The following is an 18382-nucleotide window of genomic DNA, read 5'->3' as shown; positions in this document are numbered from 1 at the left end:
TGGCCGACGGCGCCGCCGTCTCCCCCGATCCGATAGCGCTGGACGCGCTGGACAAACGCCTGCTGGACATCATCCAGACGGCCTTCCCGCTGACGCCGCGCCCCTATGCCGATCTGGGCCGTCTGCTGGACATCAGCGAGGAGGAAGCCTTCCAGCGTGTCCGCAGCCTGCGGCAGCGCAAGGTCATCCGCCGGCTCGGGGCGAACTTCCAGTCCGCCAGGCTGGGCTTCGTCTCCACGCTCTGCGCGGCCAAGGTTCCCGAGGAGCGCATGGAGGCCTTCGTGGCCGCCGTCAATGCCTGCCCGGGCGTCACGCACAATTATTTGCGCGAACACGCGTACAATATCTGGTTCACCTGCATCGGCCCCTCGCGGGAGGATGTGCAGGCCACGCTGGACGACATCTCGGCCCGGACCGGCGTCGCCATCCTCAACCTGCCCGCCACCAAGATGTTCAAAATCCGGGTGGACTTCCGCATGAGCGACGACGAATAGACGCGCCCGCCTCCGGGAATGTCCGGGGATATGCCGTGCCGAATCCCTTCCCAGCGGCGGAGCGAACGATCGCCATTGCCAACTTGCTCTCAACCTGATCCAGGAGAACGACCATGATCCATGACGTTTGTATCCTCGGCGGCGGGCCCGCCGGCGTCCGCGCCGCGCGCCTGCTGGCCGCGGCCGGAAAGAAGACCCTGCTTGTGGAAGGCGCGGAAGTGGGCGGGACCTGCCTCAACCGCGGCTGCATCCCCACCAAGATGCTGCTGGGCGCCGTCACCGCCAGGGCGGGCATCCAGGCGCTGGAACGGCAACGCGTGCTCTCCGGCGAGGTGAGGCTCGATTTCCCGGCCATGCATGCCCGCATGCAGCGCTTCGTCAACGGGACCCGGCAGGCGCTGGGCAAACAGCTGGCGGCCGAAGGCGTGGAGACGGCCTGCGGCCATGCCGTCCTTGACGGCCCGGGCCATGTGAAGCTCAAGACCGGCCAGGGCACGCGGGACATCGAGGCGGACCGCATCATCATCGCCACGGGCTCGCAGCCCGCGACCTTCCCCAGCATGCAGCCCGACCACAGCATCATCCTGGACAGCACGGACCTGCTGGCCTCGGCGGACGTCCCCGAAAGCCTGCTCATCGTGGGGGGCGGCGTCATCGGGCTTGAGATGGCCGACCTCTATGCCGCGCTAGGCTGCGCGGTGACGGTGGTGGAAGCCGCGCCGCACATCCTGCCCGGCGAGGACGACGACATCGCCGCCGACATGGCGAAATCGCTCAAAAAACGCGGCATCACCGTGCTTGCCGGCTGCATGACCCAGGGCCTGACGGTCCGGGACGGTCAGGCCGTGCTGCGCCTTGCCGACGGCCAGGAACGCACGGCCGCCAGGGCCCTGCTGGCCGTGGGACGGCGTCCCCATACGCAGGGGCTGGGCTGCGAGACGCTGGGCTGCCGTCTGGACGGCCGCGGCGCCATCGAAACCAACGAATTCCTGGAGGCCGCTTCCCACGTCTATGCCATCGGCGACGTCAACGGCCGGGTCCAGCTGGCCCATGCCGCCGAACATCAGGCGCTCTATGTGGTCCGACACATCCTGGGACAGGTCAGCGGTCCCTACGTCAGCGGGCCGGTGCCGGCCTGCGTCTACGGCAGCACGGAGGTCATGCGGGTGGGGCAGACGGCCCGCGATGCGGCCCTCGAAGGCAAGGTGACGGTGGGCGTGGCGCCGCTGAGCGCCAACCCCATCGCGCAGGCCCACGGCGACATCACCGGTTTCGTGAAGGCGGTGCGCTGCAACGGCCGTCTGGTCGGCATGGCCGCCGTGGGGCATGGCGTCTCGCATCTGGTCACCGCCGCTCAACAGCTCGTCCTGCATCGTGTGGACAGCGGCCATCCGCTGGCCTTCATGTTCGCCCATCCCAGTCTTGACGAAAGCCTTGCCGCAGCTCTCGACGCGCCACAGAAGGAGCTTTCCGCCTGACGGCCGACGGACCGGCCCTGACAGCCGCATCACAGTGAAAGGACAGCAAAAAGCAACGGGCCGGGGCGGCATGCCGCTCCGGCCCGTTCCGTCAGCCCTGCCGCACGAACGGCGGGAAAGGGGCATCGGACTCGCCGGGCCTAGGCCCGGTGCATCTGGGCGATATGGTGGAAATCCGCCTCGCAGGCCAGAAAGGCCGCGCCCATCACGGGATCGAAATGGCTGCCTATGCCGTCGCGGATGATGTCCACCGCCTGCTCGTGCGACATGGGGTCCTTGTAGGGACGGCGGCTGATAAGGGCATCGTAGACATCGGCGATGGCCATGATGCGGCCCGCCAGCGGGATACGCTCACCGTCAAGCCCCAGCGGATAGCCCGTGCCGTCCCAGCGCTCGTGATGACTGAACGTCATGTCGCGCAGCACCTGCAGGAAGGAGCCGTCATGCACGGTCTGCATGGCCCGGCTGATGGCCGACGCGCCAAAAATGGTGTGCCGCTTGATCTCCTCGAATTCTTCCTTGCTCAGGCGGCCCGGCTTGTTGAGGATGGCGTCCCGGACGCCGATCTTGCCGATGTCATGCAGCGGCGAGGCCCGGATGACGTCTCGGACGAAACTGTCCGTCAGTTCGTCGGAAAAGCTGCCGTCCTCCAGCAGCTGCCGGATGAGACGCTCCACATAGGCGCGCGTGCGCTGGGCATGGCCGGCCGTGTTCTCGTCCCGGCATTCCACCAGATCGGACAGCGCCACCATGATGGCGTCCTGTAGTTCAAAGATGGTCTTGGTGTTCTCACGCACGCGCTCTTCAAGACGGCAGCGGTAGCCGTAGAGATCCACATGGTGCAGGACGCGGGCACGGATGATCTCCGGGGCGAACTGGTTGCCCACGAAATCCACGGCGCCGCTTTCCAGTCCGCGCCGCTCGATGTTCTGGTCCGAAAGCGAAGTGACGAAGATGACGGGCACATCCGCAATGACCGGCATGTCCTTGATGCGCCGGATGACCTGGAACCCGTCCTCACCGGGCATGTCGATATCCAGCAGAATGCACTGGAGGTCCAGATGCGGGATCTCCCGCAGGGCCTCTTCGCCGCTGCCGTAGGTGTGGACGCTGAAGGCGTCCTTGAGCAGATCGGCAAGGAACTGCCGTTTCATGCGGTTGTCGTCGATGATGGCGATATGTCTGGGGGGAATGGCCATACACTGTCCTCATGGTGGATTTAAGGCCGACATTTTACTCCTTTTTCTGTACAGCGACAAGCATTTTCTGCTCTCGCGGCGTGCGGACGGAGATGCCGACTCCGCTTCACGCTTGACGAAACCCCGAGCTCTGTCTACGTTTTCCAGCAGCCGTCCAAGTGACGATCAGGGAGTACCGGCGGGCGGCCGTCGTGGCCCACCGTCCCTTTCCCGTACGGCGACGCCTCCCTGTCCCCCATCCGCCGGAGCCTGCCGTGCCCTCTGCCCCCTGTCCCCCTGATGCGTTCGACTTTTCCGGCAACTATCTCTTTGTGGCGGAGAAGCTGCGCATGCACCGTCTGGACGAAAGCCTGCGCCCCCTGCTGGAGGCGCGGGGCGGGCGCATCCTGCGCCTCCAGGCCGACGGCGAGCCCCCCGCCACGCCCGACGCCTGGAACCTGCGGACCCTGCCGCCGGATGCCTTCACGCGATATGCCGTCCGGGCGGCCTTCACCACGGACAACTCCGCCCCGCCCGACATCGTCCCGCCAAACGTGCCGCTTATCGCCCTGCCGCATGCCTTCTGGCAGACGCCCCAGACCGAGAAGCTGCTGGGGGATTGGGCGGCCTATCTGGGCAATGCGGATTATTACCTGACCCAGGACCTCCCTGTGTCCGGGGCGGGCATGCCTGTCGCCTCCCTGCGACGGCGGGACGCGGTGCGGCTGCTGCCCTTCGGCAGCCTCAAGCTCGATCTGCTGCGTGAGCGCTGGCTGGCCGAACCCCGCAAGGACAGCATCATGTATTGCTGCGGCACCACCGCGCACGGCTGTTCCCTGCCCGAAAAGCTGGCCATCGTGCGCCGCTGCCTTGCGGACTTCCCCCGCTATGACGTGGTGGTGCGCCCCTTTCCCGGAGCGGCGGTGGCCTATGCCCCGCTGGCGGCGGCCCTGCGCCACGAAAAGCGCTTCCGGCTCGACACGGGCGGCAGCACCCTGCGCTGTCTGCCGCACGCGGCCGCCCTGCTGTATGACGCCCACACCACGGCCGGACGTATCTTTCTCGCGGCCACCGGACAGCCCGCCGTCTGCATTCCCTCGCAGGGCATGACGGCACAGGACCGCGCCCTGCACCCCCTCGTCGCCTCCACGCCGGAGGAGGTCTCCGCCGCCGTGGCGGCCTGTCTTGCCCAGCGCGAGCGGGGCGAGCTCCCGGAACTGCGCCGCCTGCGGGAGACGATCCTTTACCGGCCCGGCGAGGCGCGCCGCCTCTTCTGGGAATATCTGGCGAACATACTTGAGGGAGGCGTCCCGGCGCGGGCGGTCGCCGTCGCCTGCGACTATATCGGCGACTGCCGCCCCGCCAGCCGCGCGGAGGAGCTGGAGCTCCTGCTCCGCCGTCTTCAGGCCGGTACGGTGGAGCGATCCTACAACCTCTTTCGCGGCTATCCCCTCTATAACAGTCTGGAAGCCTTCTACCGCACCCTGCGACGCCGCGCCGAAAAACAGCTCCCCTGCCTTGTCCGCCTGACGCAGCGGCCGGGCGGCCAGAAACTGAGCATCTGCCGGGACGCGGATCTGGACCGCCCCTTCCTTTGCTGGGGACCGTTGCGCGACTACGGGCCTCCCGGCCTCATGCATATCCAGGCGCATGGGGCACGATGCCTTGCCGCCCCGACCGAGGACTGCGCCATCCTGCTCCCGGACAGGAGCCTGCCGCTGTTCCGCCAGGCCTTTGCCGGGCTTATCCTGGCCGTGTACGGCCCCTCCACGGGCCTGGATCCGGCTTAGTGCCGCCGTATGTGTCGTCTTTCGCCGCGCACGCCTAAACATAGTAAACAAGTATTATTTTTTCCGCGCATGCCTCCCTCTTGTCAAAAGCATAGTGAATATGTATTTTTTAATAAATGTTTACCCAAGGAGGAATCGCGTATGGCAGACCAGGACCAGGAACAGGAAGCGCAAAGCCAGCCCACGCTCACCATTGCCGACATAGACAATCTCAACAAGGGAGTGCGGCTGCATATGGCGCGGTCAGCCTGCCTCCTCATGTCCGGGGACCGCAACCTTTCCCCGCGTGATGCCGTCCTTGACGTGTATCAGGTGTACCGGGACATCCTCAAACTCTGTTGAACGTTCCTGCGCGGGCCAGCCCTGTTCCCGATCGCCGGGAGGATGCGCGAGCCATTGCCGCCATCTCCGCCACGGGACATGTACCGCCTGCCATCGCCCCGTCCATCTCTTTCCCTTCACGACGCCAGCCCGGCGACAGCCCTCAGTGACGCATGGACCCGCCGCGCGCAGCACCCATAAACGGTCGGCTGCGGGTTCGTGCCGCTGGCGTCATTCCGTTCCCCGGCTTTACTTGCAAGGCCGGAAAGCGTAAGCTCGCGCCATTGCCTGATGCGGAGCGAAGCGCGCATGGATATCCGAAAGATCCTCACCATCTCTCTGGGACACCTCTCCTGCGACGTCAACGGCGGCGCACTGCCCACCCTGCTGCCCTATCTGGCGGCCGTGCATCATTTCGACTACCAGACGGCCGGCGGCCTCATGTTCGCCTATTCCGTGGCCTCGTCCATCGTGCAACCCGCGTTCGGCCTGCTGTCGGACAGGGTACACAGCCCCGTCTTTGTGCCGCTGGGGGTCCTGCTTGCCGGACTGGGCATCGGCCTGTGCGGCCTGCTGGACAGCTACGCGGCCATTTTCGCCGCCCTTGTGCTGAGCGGCATCGGCGGGGCGCTGTTCCATCCCGAAGGCGCGCGCTACGCCAACCGCGTTTCCGACCGCCGGCAGGGCACGGGGCTCAGCATCTTTTCCGTGGGCGGCAACAGCGGCCTTGTGCTGGGGCCGCTGCTGGTCACGGCGGCCACGCACCTGTTCGGCCTGCGGGGCACGCTGGTTTTCGCCCTGCTCTCGCTGGTCATGGCCGCCCTGTTGTTTCGCCTGCTGCTCTGCGCTCCCCTGCCGGATGCGCCCCGGCAGGCGGCAAAGGCATCTCCCGGGGGCCGCAACGACTGGCGGGCCTTCGGCACGCTGACGCTGGTCATCATGTCCCGCTCCATTCTGTTCCTTGGCCTCAACAGCTACATCCCCCTTTACTGGACGGACGTCTTCCGGGCCGGCACGACCGATGCCGGGCTGGTGCTGACCTTTTTCTGCGGCGTGGGCGTCACCAGCAATGTGCTGGGCGGCATGCTGGCGGACAGGATAGGATACAGCCGCGTCATCCGGCTGGCCTACCTCGTCTGCCTGCCGGCCCTGCTGCTCTTCCCCCGTACGGACACCCCCTGGCTGGCGGCCCTGCTGCTCGCCCCGCTGGCCGTGGGCCTGTTTTCGCCGTTCAGCGCCATGGTGGTGCTGGGGCAGAAGTACCTTGCCCGCAACGTGGGTCTGGCCTCCGGCGTGACGCTGGGGCTCGCTCTCAGCGTGGGCGGCATGGTCACCCCGCTGCTGGGCCGCGTGGCCGATCAGTACGGGGGCCTGCCCACGGCCATGCTCTGCCTTGCGCCCGTGGCGGTGGTGGGCGGGCTGGCCGCCTGCTTCCTGCGCGATCCCGCGCCGGCGGACGACCCGGGCCCGCAGGGTGACGCGGCATGACGCCTTTTGCCGATGGCAGTCTGGGCGCGCAGCGTATCCCCTCCCCCCTGGGCGAGCTGCTGCTCCTTGCTTCGCCGCGCGGGCTTGCGGCATTGCGCTTTTGCGATCATGACGCCGCACGACAGGCGGAGCGCCCGCCTGTCGCGGCCGTACCGGCGGATGCGGCCATACGGCGACATCTCGCGCAGGCCCGGGAAGAGCTGGACGCCTATTTTGCCGGCAGCCTGCACGCCTTCACGCTGCCGCTGGATGTGCGGGGCACGCCCTTCCAGCAACGCGTCTGGCAGGCCCTGCGCGCCATCCCCTACGGCATGACCTGGAGTTACGCCATGCTGGCCGCCAGCATCGGACAGCCGCATGCCTGCCGGGCCGTGGGCAATGCCAATGGCAGGAACCCCCTTCCCGTCATCATTCCCTGCCACAGGGTCATCCGCACTGGCGGCGATCCGGGAGGCTATTCCGCAGGACAGGACATCAAGCGCTTCCTGCTCGCGCTGGAAGGCCGACACCATAAAAAAAGCCCCCTTACGGGGGCATGACGGATGCGAAGGGAGACGGCGGCGGTCCGCCGGGGGACCTAGCCGTTGACCACGCGCAGCATTTCTTCCACCTGACCGAGAGTCGGCGTGGCCTCGGCATCCAGGCCGCACAGGCCGCGCACGGCCAGCATCAGCATATCGAATTGCAAGGCCATCTCGCTGCGGCCATTGTAGATGACGCAGGTCTCCCCGTCCACGGTCAGACGGTAGGCATGGCGGCTGCGCTCCTGCCCGTGGGAACGGACGATGTAATAGACCTGTTCATTCTTGTCCGTCACATACAATTTCTGCCGGGTCATCACCTGATGTTCATCATCGAACCAGGAGCATTCGGAAAAAAGACGCCCGCGAAAGCACAAGTCGTTGCCGTTGTCGTGTTTGAGACAAATCTCTTCCAGAGTCTTTTGCACGGTGCTTCCTTCCTTTGGCGATACCGCCGTAACTTCCCACCCGACGGACGATCCTGCGGGCTGGCGTGGGAACGCCACATGGCTGCCGGAGATTTTCGCCGGCGGAAAAAAGTTAGCATCCGCCGCAAAAGCTTGTCAATGGCCCGGACCGGTAAAAGCGACCTGCAAACAAAAATTATGCCATCAAGAAAAAACTAAATAATTTCCATATATTTTCTAGAAATGCGATTTGTCTTTCCCGACCTTCCGTTCCCGTTGCCGGGGCTTTACTCTCCCGCCGTGCTGGGGTAGATTGTCCTTTCACCATAACTGTAACGAGGCGCACATGTCTGCCGAATTAGCCAATGCCCGCCGCCAGCTGGGGCAAATCAGCTCGCTCGCCAAACAGGACAAGGCCATGCCCGCGGTCCAGGCGCTGCAAAGCGCGCTGGCCGTCATCCTCCGTCAGCCGCTCATGAAGGCCGAACGGATGGAATTTTCGGAAATGATCGCCAATGCGGTGGCCGTCATCGCCAACATGCCGCGGGTGCGGCAGCATTACGCGCTCGCCATCACCTATGAACCCGGGCAGGGCAAGGCCCTGTACGAACAGCTCGGCAACCTGCTGAGCGTCCTTCAGGAAGCGGAGATGGAAGACGCTCAGGAGCGCATGCGCGAAGTGGAAGAACGCAAGCGCAGCGGCCTGGCCAAGGCCGCCGACGAGCTGGCGCGCGGGCAGGTCGTGGCCGGCAAGGCCACGCTGGCCATGCTCGTGCGCGAGTATCCCGCGGACTTCATCCTGCGGGGCAGAGCGGGGGAGATACTGCTCAAGGCCGGCCTGTATGAAGAAGCCGTGGAATACCTCACGGCCGCCATCGACGGTCAGCCGGACATGCTCTTCCTCTACAGCGCCGCCGGCATCGCCCTGCGCAAGCTCGGCAAGTTCGATGTGGCCGAAAGCTATTTCCTGCGCGGTTCGCAGTATCTTCGCAACGAGCCCAACCTGTATTTCAACATCGGCCGGCTCTACATCGACTGGAAAAAGTGGGACAAGGCCATCATGGCCGCCAAGGCGGCGCTCCAGCTCAAGCCGGATTTTGAAGAAGCACGGAAAATGCTGGATTACGCCGAAAAGCAGAAAGAAAAACTTGTTTAGGGAAGATCGCCGGCCCTTGTCCCCGCTGCCGCGCACACGCCGGCCGGGGGGCCCCGGCCTGCCCCCTTCCCGCGCACGGACCGCGCGAACGGCAGGTACACAATGTCGTGACGGCGGGTAAGGCCCCTTCCCGCGCACGGACCGCGCGAACAACCCGTATACAGAGAACGCCCCTTCCCGCCCGCACTGCGCCGGGGAGGGGCGTTCTCGCACGCGGGCCTGTCCCCCTACGGTTTGATATAGGCGAAACCGGCCTTCTGGAGGCGCACGATCTCGACCAGCCCGGCGGGAACCACCGTGATGCCCGGCCAGAGATCGGCCTCGGTCAGATTGTTGTCATTGAGGGCGTTGCGGCACAGACGGATCTTGAGGCCCTTGTCCATGAGCGGCTGGGCCATCTCCCGCAAGGCGGGCTGGGCGGCGGTAAAGAGCGTCACCGAGGGCCCGTTGCCCACCATGACCAGTTCAAAGGTCTCATCCGGCAAGGCATTCTGGTAATTGCGGGCATTCTTGAGGGCCAGCGCCAGCAGGGCGGCGTCGTTCAGATCAACATGGAGACAAAGATCATAGGTCATGTCGGCTCTCCTGGAGAAGCTAGGGGATGATGTCTCTCTCCTTGTAGCGCAGTGCGCCAGGATTTCCAAGCCGTCAGGCCCCTTGCGGCCAGGCGGGTGACAGGCTACCATGCTCCATGTTTTTCCGCCGATTGTGTACCCATATCCTCTGCTGGCTGCTCATCATCCCCCTGCTCGGGGGCTGCGGCCTCGTACAGATGCTGCAGGAACAGCCGCCGCAGGACGATACCCCCCCCGGGGAGGCCTCCTGGGCGGCCGATCCCGTCCCCTATGATGTCCGCATTGTGGTGGAGAAACCTCTTCCCCGCCCGGACACCGGCACGGATCGCCTGCGGGATGAGGCCGCCGCCGTCACCCGGGAGGTGGCCGCCGCCCGGGCGGACGGCGATCCCTACGCCCACCCGCTGGATGATGCCGGGGCCGACGACAAGGCAGCCCCGACGGACACCCCGGCGGACGCTCTTGAAACGGAAAAGTCCGCGCCCCGCCGGGATGAGCTGACCGCGGCGGCGGAGGACCTCAAGGACAAGATGGAAGCGGCCAGCACCCTGCTGCAATTACGCAAGGAGGCGCCGGACAGCCTGCTGGCGCTGGAACGGCGGGCCCGACTGGACAAGGAAAGCGCCGAACAGCTCCTGCATGCCCAGGGCTATTATGAAGGCACGGCGGACTTCCACATCGACATGGGCGGCAAGAAGGCTCAGGTGGTGCTGCGCCTCGTGCCCGGGCCCCGCTATGTGCTGGGCCGCGCCGTGGTCCGCTATGAGCCTGAGCCCTATGTGCCGGAGGCCTTCCGCAAAGGGACCCGCCTTGCCCAGTACAGCGGCCTCCAGGGCCTGCTGGGCCGGGAAGCGCGCGAACCCGTGTCGCCGCCGCGCTTTCCGCACCATCTGCGCCTCGAACCGGGCAAGCCCGTCACCGCCGAAGACATGCTGGAAGCCGTGGACAGAGTGGGGCGCTATCTGCGCCGCCAGGGCTACCCCATCGCCAAAACGGCCGCCACGCGCTACACCCTGGACAAGGAGCTGCGCACGCTCAATGCCGAGATCGTCATCGATCCCGGCCCGCCCGCCCTCATGGGCGAGGTGCGTCTTGTGAGCGCCAGCGAAGTGGCCGAGGCCTATCTGAAGCGGCTCGCCTACTGGCGGCCGGACGACGAACGCTGGAACAGCCGCCGCGTGGGCAATTACGGCGACCGCCTGCGGGGGCTCGGCCTGTTCAACAGCGTCACCCTCAAACCCGCCCTGGACGAATGGCGGCGGCAGTCCGGCCCCGGCAAGGTCGCGCCCCTGCCGCTGGATCTCAGCGTGGAAGACGCGCCCTTCCGCTCACTGGCGGCCGAGGCCCGCTACGATACGGATACCGGCTTCGGGGTGGAGGGCGAGTGGGAACACCGCAACATCCTCGGCAACGGCGAGACCCTGCGCCTGAATCTGCCCGTCACCACGGAAAAACAGGGTCTCGTGGCCAGCTTTGAAAAGCCCGCCTTCCTGCGCTCCGGTCAGAGCCTGGACGCCGAAGCCTCGGCCCTGCACGAGGACACGGACGCGTATGAACGGCGCGGTCTGGCGGGCTATGCCTACCTCAACCGCCGGGTCAACCGCTTCTGGCGTGTGGGCGTGGGCGTGGGCGGCGACGGCGGCCAGATCGCCGAAGACGGTCACGGCATGCGTCTGTACAGCGTCATCGGCCCGCGCTTCACCATCCGCCGCGACAGCCGGGACAACAAGGTCAGCCCGCGCGAAGGAACCTTCGGCAAGGTCCTCGTCAGCCCTGTGGCAGGCTACTACGACACGACCTTCACCGCCCTGACCGGCGAGGCCGAATGGATGGGCTATTACGCCCCCTTCCATACCCCGCGCGGCAAGCCGGATGACCGGCTCGTGCTGGCGGGGCGCGTGGCGGCGGGCATGATGGCGGGCGTCCCCCTGCACGCCATGCCGGCATCCATGCGCTATTACGCCGGCGGCGCGGGCAGCGTGCGCGGCTATTCCTACCAGTCGCTCGGCCCGCGCAACCACAAGGGCGATCCGCTGGGCGGCCGCTCCTATCAGCTGGTCAATCTGGAAGCCCGCATCAAGATCACGGAAGATGTGGGCCTCGTGCCCTTTCTGGACGGCGGCATGGCCTACCGCGAACAGTACCCCACCCTGCGCGACCTGCACTGGGGGACGGGCCTCGGCCTGCGCTATTACACGCCCGTGGGCCCGCTGCGGCTCGATGTGGCCACGCCCCTCAATCCCGTGGACGGCGATCCGCCGTTGCAATTCTATATCAGCATAGGACAATCATTCTGATGCCGCAGGTCGTCCCCGCCCCTCCCGTCCCCCGCCCGGCGGAGCCCGCCGCCACGCCCAGGCCCCCGAAACAGCCGGGCGGACGCCGGCGACGCCTGCTGCGCGCGCTGCTGCTCTTTCCGGCGCTCCTGCTCCTGCTTGCCGGGGGAGGCCTGGGCTGGCTGTGCTCTGCCTCCGGTCAGGCCTGGCTGCGGGAAACCCTCAACGCCACGCTGGCCTCGGCGCTGGAGCCCTCCGGCCTGCGCCTCACGCTGGACAGGCTGGAAGGCCTGCCCTTCCAGATCAGGCTGGCCGTGCGTGGCGAAGATGCCGCGGGCCGCTGGCTGGATCTCCCGGAGGCGTCCTTTGCCTGGAAGCTCGGCTGGCAGGATGGCTTCGTGCTGCATCTGGATCCCCTTGCCCTGCGCGGCGGCGGCCTCTACCGGCTGCCCCTGCTGCCGGACAGCCCGCCCGAGGCGGAGCCCGTGCGTACGCCCGGCGAACTGGCGGATCATGTGGGACGGAGCCTGCACGAGGTGCTGGCCCTGCTGGGCGATCTGCCCGCCGCCCTGCCGCGCGTCCAGGCGCTCGTGCGTGTGGACAAGCTGGCCCTGCCGCCGGAGTGGCTGGCCCTGCTGCCCCCTGAGGCGGAGGACATGCCGCCCGACATGCGGGACACGCCAGACGCCGGCGGCCCCTTCCCCCGCGTCTCCCTGGAGCTGCGCCTTGACGGCGGGCTGGGCCCGCGCGCCGACCTGCTGGCCGATCTCACGGCGCAGGCCCTCTGGCCGCAGGACGAGGCATCCCCGCCCGAAGAGACGACCGCCGCCACGGCATCACCGGCCGCGGACATGACGGCGGACATGGCCGCTTCCGGCGGCGTTCCGGCCGCAAGCGATGCGGCCACGGCGGCAGCGACGGCCTCGCCCGGCACGCCCCCTTCCCCCGCGTCGTCCGTGCGCCGGGAGCTTCCCGACGCCCTGCTCCCCCTGTTCGGCACGGGCCGGGCCGACGCGCGCCTGCGGCTGCGGGCGCGGCGGCAGGAGGACGGGCAGTGGAGCCTTGCGCTGCCGGAGATCGAGGCCACGGCGGGCGTCGCCCATGCGGCCGGCCGCTTTTCCCTGCATCTGGATGCCCGGCCGGAACGGCTGTGGGACGCGCCGCTGGAACTCTCCCTGCGACTGGACGTCACGCCGCGCCGGCCGGAGGCCTGGACCGCCCTGCTTTCCGGCCCGGCATCGGCGCAGCTTTGCCTGAGCGGCCCGCTGGGCGCGCCGCGCCTCTCTCTTGACGTGGACGGCACGAAGCTGCTCCCCGCCGCACTGGCGGATCCTGCCGCGCCAGCCCCGGCAAGTCCCGGCTCCGCCGCGCCGCAACAACCCGCCCACTCAACGGCAAAGGCCGCTCCCGCAGCCCCGGCCCGCCCCCTCCGCCTGACAGCCCCGCGTCTACGGCTGGGATCCCTGCCGCTGCGCTGGCGCGCCGCGCTGGACGGCGGCACGCTGCGCCTGGCCCTGCACGCCGAGACGCGTCTGGACGACGCCCCCCTGCGGGCGGACCTCCTGCTGGCGGCGGGGCTGCGCCAGCAGGAGCGGCAGCGCTTCTGGCGAATCTCGCTGGAAGATCTCGCGGCGGATGGCGCGGGCGTGCGCCTGCGCGGCAGCTGGGGGGTGGACCTGCTCCTGCCGGAGGCGGACGCGTCCCTCCCGTCCGCGCCGCCGGACGACCTTCCCCCGGACGACCTCCTTCCGGCCGCCACGAACGACACCGCCCCCTCTCCGGCGGCGGACCGGCTCGCGGCGGACGACATCGTCAGCCGCCGTATCTCCGCCATCCTGCGGCGGATGCCGCCCATGCGGGGCCGCCTGGACCTGGCCGTCAAAAGCTGGGACGACGTCAACCGCACGACCGGCCGTCTGCTGCCCGGCCTTCGGGCCGACGGCCAGCCCGTCACCTTCACGCTGCGCGCCACAGGGCGGGAGAGCGACGCGGAGCGGGCCCGCCTCTGGGGCGTGACGAACTGGCATCTGGCGCTGGAAGCGCCGCGCGGTCGCGTCCGCCAGACAGACAGGACACTGCTGCTCTGGCAGGCGCTGACCCTGCGCGCCAGCCTCGCGCCGCAGCCCTCGCAGGCAGCGGACACCGCCCCCCTTGCGGCGGAGGCCCCTGTCCTTGATTGCGATCTTTACGCGGAACGAGTGGAAGCGTCCTCCCTGCGTCTTGTCCGGCCCCGCCTGCGGGCGGGCGGTCCGCTGATCGGGCCGCTGCGTCTGGACGCGACGGCCGCCGGGGACGTGCAGGCCGACGTCCGTCTGGAATGGCAGCCCGGCAGCCTTGCCTTCAGCCGGCTCACGGTCGCGCTGCCCGCGCACAAGGTCGGCCTGCGGCTGGAAAAGGCGGCTCGCCTGCGCTACACGGCCCAAAGCCTGGCCTGCGAACCGCTGCACATCCGCCTCACTCCCTCCGGGCAATTGCAACTCTCCGGCCGGCTCGCTCCGGAAGCGCTGGAAGCCCGGCTGCGGCTGCTGGCCACGGCGCTTGCCCCGTGGCAGGCGGTCATCCCCGCTCTGCCTCAGGGTCAGGTGGCGCTGGAGGCCGCCCTCAGCGGCAGTCCGGCCCGGCCGCAGGGGAAATTCTCCCTCAAGGTGGACGGCCTGCATCTGCCCGGCGCGCCCCTGCCGCCGTTGGACTGGGCCGTCACCGGCGGCGTACGGCAGGGAGAACGCGGCGGCGAACTGGACCTGCGGCTTGACGTGCCCGAAAACAGCCGCCGCCTGCTGGGCGCGGAGACCATCTCCGGCCGTTTCCGGCTGCCGCTGGCCTTTGCCGGCGGCCTGCCCTCCCTGGCGCCGCATGCCGCGCTGGCGGGCGAGCTGCGCTGGCGGGGAGCCATCGCGCCGCTCTGGGCTCTTGTGCCGCTGGCCGACCGCCGGCTGTCCGGCAACCTGGATCTGCGGGCCGATCTGTCCGGCACGCTCGATGACCCGGCCCTCACCGCCCGGGTCGATCTGGAAAGGGGACGCTTCGAGGATGTGGCCCTGGGCGTGCTGTTGCAGGATATCCGGGTACGGGCGGAGCTGGCCCGCAGCCGTCTGGACGGACTGGCCGGACTGGGCCGCGTGCGGCTGGATGCGTCCCTGAGCGACGGACGGACGGGCCGCGCCACGTTCAACGGGGAGCTTGCCCCGGCCGGCCGGGCGCTCGACCTCTCGGGTCGGCTGGAAAATCTGCACCCCCTGCGGCGGCGGGACGTGACCATTGCCCTTTCCGGCACGGCCTCCGTCCGGGGCCCCCTGACGGCCCCGCGGGTCAAGGCCGACATCAGCGTGGACTCCGGCGAGGTGCGCATCGACCGCATCACCACCACGAGCAGCATCACCACTCTGCCCATCAGCGAGACCGCCGCCGTGGCGAAGCCCGCGCCCAGGGCCCGCCCCGCCGTGGGCAGCCTCGATGCGCGGGTGCGGACGACCGGCCGCTTCACGGTGAAGGGACGCGGTCTCGACAGCCTCTGGCAAGCCGACATCCGCGCGGGCGGCCCGCTGACCGCTCCCCGCGTCACGGGGAGCGTGGAGGCGGTGGAAGGGACCTTCAGCTTCCTCAACGCCAAGTTCACCCTCTACCGGGGCATCGTGCGCTTTGCGGGTGGCCCGCCGTCCAACCCGCTGCTGGACGTGGTGCTGCGGCACGAGGCCGCGGACATCGTGGCCGATGTCCGGGTGGGCGGCACGGCGCAGCAACCGAAATTCCAGCTTGCCAGCACGCCCGTCATGCCCCAGGAGGAGATCATCTCGCGCATCATGTTCGGACGCGCGTCCAGCGATCTCGGCCGCTTCGAGAACCTGCGGCTGGCCGCGGCCGTGGCCGAGCTGGCCGGTTTCGGGGGCGGCGGCTTCAATGTGCTGGATGTGGCCCGGAAAACGCTGGGCGTGGACGTGCTGCGCGTGGGCTCGCGCACGACCACCGACGACAACGGCGACAATACGGAGGAGAGCACGCTGGAAGCCGGCAAGTTCATCGGCGAAAAGCTTTACCTCGGCGTGGCGCAGGGCATGAAGCCGGACAGCACCGCCGTGATCATCGAACTCCAGATGACGCCCCACAGCAAGGCCCAGATCCGCACCGAGCAGGAGAACACCTCGGCGGGCGTGCGCTGGAAGATCAATTACTGATCCCGGCCGATGCCTCAGGGAACGCATTGCCTGCCGCCGGGCTTGCGGCTATACTCCCCCGGCGCGCCGCTGCGGGGCCGGCAACTGCCCCGGTCGCGGGACGCCACGTTGACGCAACCTCCGGCAGCACGCCCGAACGGGCGGGCCGGACAACCCCGGCAAGGATCAATGACATGCTGGCAATTCTGGAATACAAGGCAGGCAATCAGACCAGCGTCCGGCGCGCGCTGGAACATCTCGGCATCCCCTGCGAGGTGACGGCGGAGCCCGATGTGCTCCTGGGCGCTCAGGGCATCATCTTTCCCGGCGTGGGCGCGGCCGGCCAGGCCATGAACCATCTGCGCGCGGCCGGGCTGGATCGCGTGCTGCGACAGGCCATCGACGCCGGACAGCCCCTGCTCGGCATCTGCCTCGGCTGCCAGATCCTGCTGGAATCCAGCGAGGAGAACGACGTGCGGACCCTGGGCGTCGTGCCCGGCCGCTGCCTGCGCTTTGCCGACGATCTGCGGCAGGAGGACGGCAGCCCCGCCCCGGTGCCGCACATGGGCTGGAACAGCCTGAACCTGCGCCGGCCCGGGCGGCTGCTGGCCCATTTGCCGGCGGACGCGGAATTCTACTTCGTGCACAGCTACCATGTGGAGCCTGCCCCGGAACTGGTCATGGCCACCACCCGGTACGGACAGGAATTCTGCTCCGTCTACGGACGCGACGGGCTCTGGGCCGTACAGTTCCATCTGGAAAAGAGCGGCCGCCCCGGCCTGCAGATCCTCCGCAACTTCTTTGATTACTGCCGCGAGGTGCGCCATGCTCAGTAAACGTGTCATCCCCTGTCTGGACGTGCGGGCCGGCCGCCTCACCAAGGGCATCCGCTTTGCCGGCAACGAGGATATCGGCGATCCGGTGGAGAGCGCCCGCCGCTATTATGAAGAAGGCGCGGACGAGATCGTCTTTTACGACATCACGGCCTCCGCCGAGGATCGCGGCATCTTCCTGGACGTGGTGGAGCGCGTGGCCGAACAGATCTTCATCCCCTTCTGCGTGGGCGGCGGCATCTCCAGCGTGGCGGACATGCGGGCCGTGCTGGTGGCCGGGGCCGAGAAGGTGTCCATCAATTCAGCGGCGGTCAAGGATCCGCGGCTCGTCAGCGACGGCGCGGCGGCCTTCGGCGTGCAGGCCATCGTCGTGGGCATGGACGTGCTGCGCGTGCCCGTGAGCGACGCCATCCCCTCCGGGTATGAGATCGTCATCCACGGCGGCCGCAAGCGTATGGGACTGGACGCCATCGCCTGGGCCCGCCGCTGCCAGGAACTGGGGGCGGGCGAACTCTGCGTCAATTCCATCGACGCCGACGGGACCCGCGACGGCTATGAACTCACGCTCACCCGCGCCATCGCCGATGCCGTGAACATCCCGGTCATCGCCTCCGGCGGCGCGGGCAATCCCGCGCACATGTACGAGGCCGTGAGCACGGGCGGCGCGTCGGCGGCGCTCATCGCCTCCATCGTCCATTACGGCCAGTACACCATCCGGCAATGCAAGGAAGAGATGGCCCGGCGCGGGGCCAAGGTCCGCCTCGCATGGTAGCTGTTGACGGGACGGCCCTGCCCGCCCCGCTGGCCGCCGCCGCACAGCGGCTGCACGATCGCCTGACGGCCTGCGCCCGGACGGCCCCGGCGCTGGCCGTGGCCTACTCCGGCGGCGTGGACAGCCGCTTCCTCTGTCTGGCCCTGCAACGGGAAGACATCCCCTTCCTCGCCCTGCACGCCGGCGGGCCCCATGTGCCCGAGGCGGAAAGCCGTGCCGCCATCCGCCGGGCGGAGGCGCGGGGCCTGCGGCTGGAAATCGTGCCCTTTTCACCCCTTGCCCTGCCGGAGGTGGCCGCCGGCAGCCGGGAGCGCTGCTATGCCTGCAAGGCGGGTCTTGTCACCGCCCTGCGGGAACGGCTGCTCCGCCTCGGCCTGCCCGATGCCCTGCTCTGCGACGGCAGCAATGCCGACGACCTGCACGCTTACCGGCCCGGCCTGCGGGCCCTGCGGGAAGCCGGCGTGGCCTCGCCGCTGGCAGAGGCCGGCATAGCCAAGGCGGATCTGCGCCGGCTGGGCGCTCTCTGGGGCCTTGACGATCCCGGGCAGGCGGCCCGGCCCTGTCTGCTGACCCGCCTCGCCTACGGCTGCCGCCCGGAGGAAGACACGCTGCGCCGCCTGGCCGATGCGGAAGCCGCCCTGGCGGCCCTGACGGCGGCGGACGGCAGCCCGGCGCTGGGGGAACTCCGTCTGCGTCTGTGCCCCCGGCCGCTCCTCCAGCACCAGCGGCCCCTCTCGTCCGCGCGCGATAGCGTGGAGAGCATCCTCCGTGCCACAGGCTTCTGGCCCTGCGATTTTCGCCAGACGACCAGCGTCAGCGGTTTTTTCGACTGACGCCGTGGCGCAGCCGGAGGGCGGGCTGGGGGCGGGCGTCCCGCGCCGCCTCCTTCTGACGGCAAAAAACTTGACTTGCAACGCAATATAAGAATATTGTTGCAAAATT

The 18382-nt window shown here is 68.4% G+C and carries 15 protein-coding genes; 12 read left to right on the top strand and 3 right to left on the bottom strand.

Going from position 1 to position 18382, the window contains the following annotated elements; all coding sequences use genetic code 11:
- The first annotated feature begins 38 nt into the window (after window positions 1–38).
- Together Q0J54_RS00465 and Q0J54_RS00460 are read left to right on the top strand one after the other, a co-directional pair.
- Window positions 39–494, top strand: a complete 456-nt coding sequence (locus Q0J54_RS00465) for an AsnC family transcriptional regulator (protein ID WP_296303364.1) — start codon at window positions 39–41, stop codon at window positions 492–494.
- A 113-nt stretch (window positions 495–607) separates the two neighbouring features.
- Entirely contained in the window at window positions 608–1972 is a 1365-nt protein-coding gene (locus tag Q0J54_RS00460; protein WP_296303309.1) for an NAD(P)/FAD-dependent oxidoreductase, read from the top strand.
- A 140-nt stretch (window positions 1973–2112) separates the two neighbouring features.
- On the opposite strand, the gene Q0J54_RS00455 is transcribed toward Q0J54_RS00460, so the two are convergent.
- Entirely contained in the window at window positions 2113–3171 is a 1059-nt protein-coding gene (locus Q0J54_RS00455; protein WP_296303308.1) for an HD domain-containing phosphohydrolase, read from the bottom strand.
- Between the two features lie 254 nt (window positions 3172–3425).
- Between Q0J54_RS00455 and Q0J54_RS00450 the strand changes: the two genes are divergently transcribed.
- The 4 genes from Q0J54_RS00450 to Q0J54_RS00435 all read left to right on the top strand — a co-directional run bounded on the left by Q0J54_RS00450 (window position 3426) and on the right by Q0J54_RS00435 (window position 7288).
- Window positions 3426–4940 carry a hypothetical protein gene (locus Q0J54_RS00450; protein WP_296303307.1) on the top strand — a complete coding sequence of 505 codons (1515 nt, stop codon included), beginning with the start codon at window positions 3426–3428 and terminating at the stop codon, window positions 4938–4940.
- Window positions 4941–5081: 141 nt separating this feature from the next.
- Window positions 5082–5282, top strand: coding sequence for a hypothetical protein (locus Q0J54_RS00445; protein ID WP_296303306.1), 201 nt, complete (start codon window positions 5082–5084; stop codon window positions 5280–5282).
- Window positions 5283–5570: 288 nt separating this feature from the next.
- On the top strand, window positions 5571–6749 hold the full coding sequence (locus Q0J54_RS00440; RefSeq protein ID WP_296303305.1) for an MFS transporter: 1179 nt from the start codon (window positions 5571–5573) through the stop codon (window positions 6747–6749).
- On the top strand, window positions 6746–7288 hold the full coding sequence (locus tag Q0J54_RS00435) for a methylated-DNA--[protein]-cysteine S-methyltransferase (protein ID WP_296303304.1): 543 nt from the start codon (window positions 6746–6748) through the stop codon (window positions 7286–7288). Before Q0J54_RS00440 ends, Q0J54_RS00435 begins: the two co-directional genes overlap by 4 nt.
- A 38-nt stretch (window positions 7289–7326) precedes the next feature.
- Here the strand turns inward: Q0J54_RS00435 and Q0J54_RS00430 are convergent, their stop codons facing one another.
- Window positions 7327–7698, bottom strand: coding sequence for a hypothetical protein (locus Q0J54_RS00430; protein WP_296303303.1), 372 nt, complete (start codon window positions 7696–7698; stop codon window positions 7327–7329).
- A 325-nt stretch (window positions 7699–8023) separates the two neighbouring features.
- Here Q0J54_RS00430 and Q0J54_RS00425 point away from each other — a divergent pair, with 325 nt between their 5' ends.
- Complete coding sequence (locus tag Q0J54_RS00425; RefSeq protein ID WP_296303302.1) at window positions 8024–8833, top strand: hypothetical protein; 810 nt, start codon at window positions 8024–8026, stop codon at window positions 8831–8833.
- Window positions 8834–9060: 227 nt separating this feature from the next.
- On the opposite strand, the gene Q0J54_RS00420 is transcribed toward Q0J54_RS00425, so the two are convergent.
- Entirely contained in the window at window positions 9061–9408 is a 348-nt protein-coding gene (locus Q0J54_RS00420) for a DsrE family protein (protein ID WP_296303301.1), read from the bottom strand.
- Window positions 9409–9524: 116 nt separating this feature from the next.
- On the opposite strand from Q0J54_RS00420, the gene Q0J54_RS00415 reads away from it, so the two are divergent.
- The 5 genes from Q0J54_RS00415 (at window position 9525) to Q0J54_RS00395 (ending at window position 18273) form a co-directional block, all read left to right on the top strand.
- The gene (locus Q0J54_RS00415) at window positions 9525–11705 is read left to right on the top strand and encodes an autotransporter assembly complex family protein (RefSeq protein WP_296303300.1); all 2181 of its coding nucleotides are present in this window, start codon (window positions 9525–9527) and stop codon (window positions 11703–11705) included.
- Entirely contained in the window at window positions 11705–15856 is a 4152-nt protein-coding gene (locus tag Q0J54_RS00410) for a translocation/assembly module TamB domain-containing protein (RefSeq protein WP_296303299.1), read from the top strand. Before Q0J54_RS00415 ends, Q0J54_RS00410 begins: the two co-directional genes overlap by 1 nt.
- Before the next feature lie 173 nt (window positions 15857–16029).
- Window positions 16030–16671 carry an imidazole glycerol phosphate synthase subunit HisH gene (gene hisH / locus Q0J54_RS00405; protein ID WP_296303298.1) on the top strand — a complete coding sequence of 214 codons (642 nt, stop codon included), beginning with the start codon at window positions 16030–16032 and terminating at the stop codon, window positions 16669–16671.
- The gene (hisF, locus tag Q0J54_RS00400; protein WP_296303297.1) at window positions 16661–17440 is read left to right on the top strand and encodes an imidazole glycerol phosphate synthase subunit HisF; all 780 of its coding nucleotides are present in this window, start codon (window positions 16661–16663) and stop codon (window positions 17438–17440) included. The genes hisH and hisF overlap by 11 nt, the downstream gene beginning before the upstream one ends.
- Complete coding sequence (locus Q0J54_RS00395; protein ID WP_296303296.1) at window positions 17434–18273, top strand: PP-loop family protein; 840 nt, start codon at window positions 17434–17436, stop codon at window positions 18271–18273. Before hisF ends, Q0J54_RS00395 begins: the two co-directional genes overlap by 7 nt.
- Window positions 18274–18382: the final 109 nt, after the last annotated feature.

It is taken from the genome of uncultured Desulfovibrio sp. (assembly GCF_944324935.1).
GTDB lineage: Bacteria > Desulfobacterota > Desulfovibrionia > Desulfovibrionales > Desulfovibrionaceae > Desulfovibrio.
Note: the sequence above shows the minus strand (reverse complement) of the source record. Positions and strands in the feature narration are given on the sequence as shown.